3 protein-coding genes are annotated in these 4,005 nt (G+C 61.1%); 2 read left to right on the plus strand and 1 reads right to left on the minus strand.

Going from position 1 to position 4,005, the window contains the following annotated elements; translation table 11 throughout:
• Positions 1-53: 53 nt before the first annotated feature.
• Complete coding sequence (locus ACRC0P_RS14640; protein ID WP_438632044.1) at positions 54-551, minus strand: peptidylprolyl isomerase; 498 nt, start codon at positions 549-551, stop codon at positions 54-56.
• Between the two features lie 140 nt (positions 552-691).
• Here ACRC0P_RS14640 and ACRC0P_RS14645 point away from each other — a divergent pair, with 140 nt between their 5' ends.
• Positions 692-2,362, plus strand: a complete 1,671-nt coding sequence (locus tag ACRC0P_RS14645; RefSeq protein WP_438632045.1) for a glutamine--tRNA ligase/YqeY domain fusion protein — start codon at positions 692-694, stop codon at positions 2,360-2,362.
• A 202-nt stretch (positions 2,363-2,564) separates the two neighbouring features.
• Positions 2,565-3,938 carry a cysteine--tRNA ligase gene (gene cysS / locus ACRC0P_RS14650; protein ID WP_438632046.1) on the plus strand — a complete coding sequence of 458 codons (1,374 nt, stop codon included), beginning with the start codon at positions 2,565-2,567 and terminating at the stop codon, positions 3,936-3,938.
• Positions 3,939-4,005: the final 67 nt, after the last annotated feature.

Genomic DNA, 4,005 nt, shown 5'->3' on the forward strand with positions numbered 1-4,005 from the left:
CGTAGCGGGAAAGATCGCGGCCATGGGCCGCTCCTACAGGAGAAGGAGATAGGTCAGTCCCCGGCGACGGTCACGCCGGTGATCTCGATGGTCTCCACGGGCACATCCTGGTGGAAGCCCTTGCTGCCGGTCGGCACGCCCTTGATTTTGTTGACCACGTCCATTCCCTCGACCACCTTGCCGAATACGCAGTAGCCCCAACCCTGAGAGTCCTTGCTGCGGAAGTTGAGGAAGTCGTTGTCGTTGACGTTGATGAAAAACTGGGAGCTGGCAGAGTGCGGTTCCATGGTGCGGGCCATGGCCAGGGTGCCGGTATCGTTTTTGAGGCCGTTGTCCGCCTCGTTCTCGATAGTGTCGCGGGTGGGCTTCTGCTCCATATCCGGCGTCATACCGCCGCCCTGGACCATAAAGTTGTTGATCACCCGGTGAAAAATGGTGCCAGTGTAGAAATCTTCGCGGCAGTACTGCAGGAAGTTGGCGGCGGTTTTCGGGGCCTTGTCGAACTCCAGTTCAACGGCGATATCGCCATAGGTGGTGTGCAGGGTGATCATAAAACATCCCGTGGGTGGCTGGTTGGGTAAATTGCGGCCGGCATCATACCTTAGGACGCCGTTCCGCAAAACCGATGTTCTGAGGCGCAACTGCGCTATAATCCGCCGCTTACATTCGCACAGCTGTAATCGAGACCTCTATGACATCCGAGAGCAAGCCGGCTCACTTTTTACAGAACATTATCCGCGAAGACCTGGCCGGGGGCCGGGTCTCCGAAGTGGTCACACGCTTTCCGCCGGAGCCCAACGGCTACCTGCATATCGGCCACGCCAAGTCCATCTGCCTGAACTTCGGCCTGGCGCAGGAGTTCGGCGGCAGTTGCAACCTGCGCTTCGACGACACCAACCCCGCCAAGGAGGAAGAAGAGTACGTCGCGTCCATCAAACGGGACGTGTCCTGGCTGGGCTTTCAATGGGCCGGCGAAGCCAAATACACCTCGGACTACTTCGACCAGCTGTACGACTGGGCGCTGCACCTGATAAAGGAAGGCAAGGCCTACGTCTGCCACCTGTCGCCGGAGGAGGCCCGCGCCTACCGCGGCACCCTGACCGAGCCGGGCAAAAACAGCCCCTACCGGGACCGCTCCGTGGAGGAGAATCTGGCGCTGTTCGAGCAAATGAAGAACGGCGGGATGGCAGAGGGCGAGAGCAGCCTGCGCGCCAGGATCGATATGGCCGCGCCCAATATCAACCTGCGCGATCCGGTCATCTACCGCATCAAGAAGATGGCCCATCACCAGACCGGCGACAAGTGGTGCATCTACCCCAGCTACGACTTCGCCCACGGCCAGTCGGATGCCATCGAGGGCATCAGCCACTCCATCTGTACCCTGGAGTTCGAGGACCACAGGCCCCTGTACGACTGGCTGCTGGAGAACCTGCCGGTGCCGGCACGCCCGCGCCAGTATGAGTTTGCGCGCCTGAACCTGAACTACACGGTGGTCTCCAAGCGTAAGCTCAAGCAACTGGTGGACGAAAAGCACGTGGACGGCTGGGACGATCCGCGGATGCCCACCCTGTCCGGCATGCGCCGCCGCGGCGTACCGCCGGCGGCGATCCGCAATTTCTGCGAGATGATCGGCGTGACCCGCTCCGACTCGGTGGTGGATCTGGGCATGCTGGAGTACGCCATTCGCGACGACCTGGACAAGAACGCCCCCCGCGGCATGTGCGTGATGGACCCGCTCAAGGTCACGCTTACCAACTACCCGGAAGGGGAGGAGGAAAGCCTCAGCGCCCCCGGCCACCCGGTGCGCGACGACCTCCCGGCGCGGGTGCTGCCGTTTACCCGCACCCTCTATATCGAGCGGGAGGACTTCCGCGAAGAGGCCAACAAGAAATACAAGCGCCTGGTGCTGGGCAAGAAGGTACGCCTGCGCAACGCCTATGTGATCCACGCGGACGAAGTGGTGAAGGATGCCAACGGCGAAATCGTCGAACTGCGCTGCTCCGTGGACCGGGATACCCTGGGCAAAGATCCGGTGGACGGCGTCAAGCCCAAGGGGGTGATTCACTGGGTCTCCGCGGAAAAAAATGTCGACTGTGAAGTGCGACTCTACGACCGCCTGTTCAGCGATCCGGCGCCGGACGCGGGGGACAAGAATTTCCTGGACTTCGTCAACCCGGATAGCCTGGAGATCCTCAGCGGCTGCAAGGCTGAGATCGGCCTGGCGAATGCCGAGCCGGAACAAAGCTACCAGTTCGAACGCAACGGCTACTTCTGCCGCGACAGCAAATACGGCACCGCGGAAAAGCCGGTGTTCAACCGCACCATTGGCCTGCGGGATTCCTGGGCAAAATTGCGCGATTAGCGAGCACTGCTCGCTGCGCAATTTTGCGACCGGCCATGGATGGCCGGGCCGGGGTCAAATCGAATACACAAACGTTGCGCCAGGGATGGCGAGGACGGAGTTTGATACCGGCACTATATTCGCCTGCAAGCAGGCTCCTACATGAAATTGGAAAATGGTGGAATAAGCGTAGCGCATTCCACCAACAAGATTGCGAGAAGAGATGCCTCTACAGCTCTACAACACCCTCTCCGGGAAAAAGGAAATCTTCAAGCCACTGGTGGAAGACCGGGTGCGCATGTACGTCTGCGGCCCCACCGTGTACAACCGCGTGCATATCGGCAACGCCCGCCCGGTGGTGGTGTTCGATACCCTCTACCGGCTGTTGAAAAACCGTTTCAGCGACGTGGTCTACGCGCGCAACATTACCGATATCGACGACAAGATCATGAAAGCCGCGCGGGACAACGGCGAGGAGATCGGTGTGCTCTCCGCGCGCTTCGCCCAGGCCTATTTCGAGGATATGGCCGCGCTCAACAATCTGGAGCCGGACGTCACTCCCTATGCCACCGGACACCTACCGGAAATGATCGCCATGATCGAGCGGCTGATCGAGAAGGGCCACGCCTACGAGGCCGAGGGCCATGTGCTCTTCGCGGTGGAATCCATGGATGGCTACGGCAAGCTCTCCAAGCGCTCCCTGGACGATATGCTCGCCGGCGCCCGCGTCGAGGTGGCCCCCTACAAGAAATACGCTGGCGACTTCGTGCTGTGGAAACCTTCGAAAGACGACGAGCCCGGCTGGGACAGCCCCTGGGGCCGCGGCCGCCCCGGCTGGCACCTGGAGTGCTCGGCGATGATCAAGAAGCACCTGGGGGACACCATCGATATTCACGGCGGCGGCCGCGATTTGACCTTTCCCCACCACGAAAACGAGCGCGCCCAGAGCTGCTGCGCCAACGGTGTGGACTTTGTGCGCTACTGGATGCACAACGGCTATGTGAATATTGAAGGCGAGAAGATGTCCAAATCCCTGGGCAACTTCCGCATGGTCAACGACCTGCTGCAGCAGTACCCGGGCGAAGTGCTGCGCTTCGCGCTGATCTCCGCCCACTACCGCTCGGAGCTGAATTTCAGTTCCGACCTGCTGGAGCAGGCGTGGCGCAGCCTCGATTCGCTCTACGGTGCTTTGCGCGAGGCGCAAAGCATAGAAGTAGGCGAGGCGAACCTTGAGGGCACTGCATTTATGGTCGCGCTCGAGGACGACCTGAACACGCCGGTGGCCATCGGCGAACTGCATCAGATGGCCAGGGAGCTGAACAAGTCAGGCACGGCTGGGAAGGCGCATCGGAAGGCGATATTGCTGGCCGCGGGCCGGCAATTGGGCATCCTGCAACAGGACCCGGAAGCTTGGTTCAAACAGGCCCGGGGAGCGGAGACGATTTCCGAGCAGGAAATCGAACAGCTGATCGCCGAGCGCCAGCAGAGCAAACTCGACAAAAACTACGCCCGCGCCGACGAAATCCGCGAGGAGTTGAAGGCCAAAGGTGTGGTTCTGGAAGACAGCCGCGAAGGCACCAAGTGGCGTAGAGAGTAGCCATTGTGCCCCCTCTCCCCCTTGGGGGAGAGGGCCGGGGAGAGGGGGATTACGGCGGGCCGGGGCG

The sequence above is a fragment of the Microbulbifer sp. genome (assembly GCF_051659245.1).
In the GTDB taxonomy this organism is placed as follows: domain Bacteria; phylum Pseudomonadota; class Gammaproteobacteria; order Pseudomonadales; family Cellvibrionaceae; genus Microbulbifer.

Excerpts from the sequence above, each read along its gene's own strand:
- ACRC0P_RS14640 (WP_438632044.1), bottom strand. The coding sequence starts at position 551 with ATGATCACCCTGCACACCACCTATGGCGATATCGCCGTTGAACTGGAG.
- ACRC0P_RS14645 (WP_438632045.1), top strand. The coding sequence starts at position 692 with ATGACATCCGAGAGCAAGCCGGCTCACTTTTTACAGAACATTATCCGC.
- cysS (WP_438632046.1), top strand. The coding sequence starts at position 2,565 with ATGCCTCTACAGCTCTACAACACCCTCTCCGGGAAAAAGGAAATCTTC.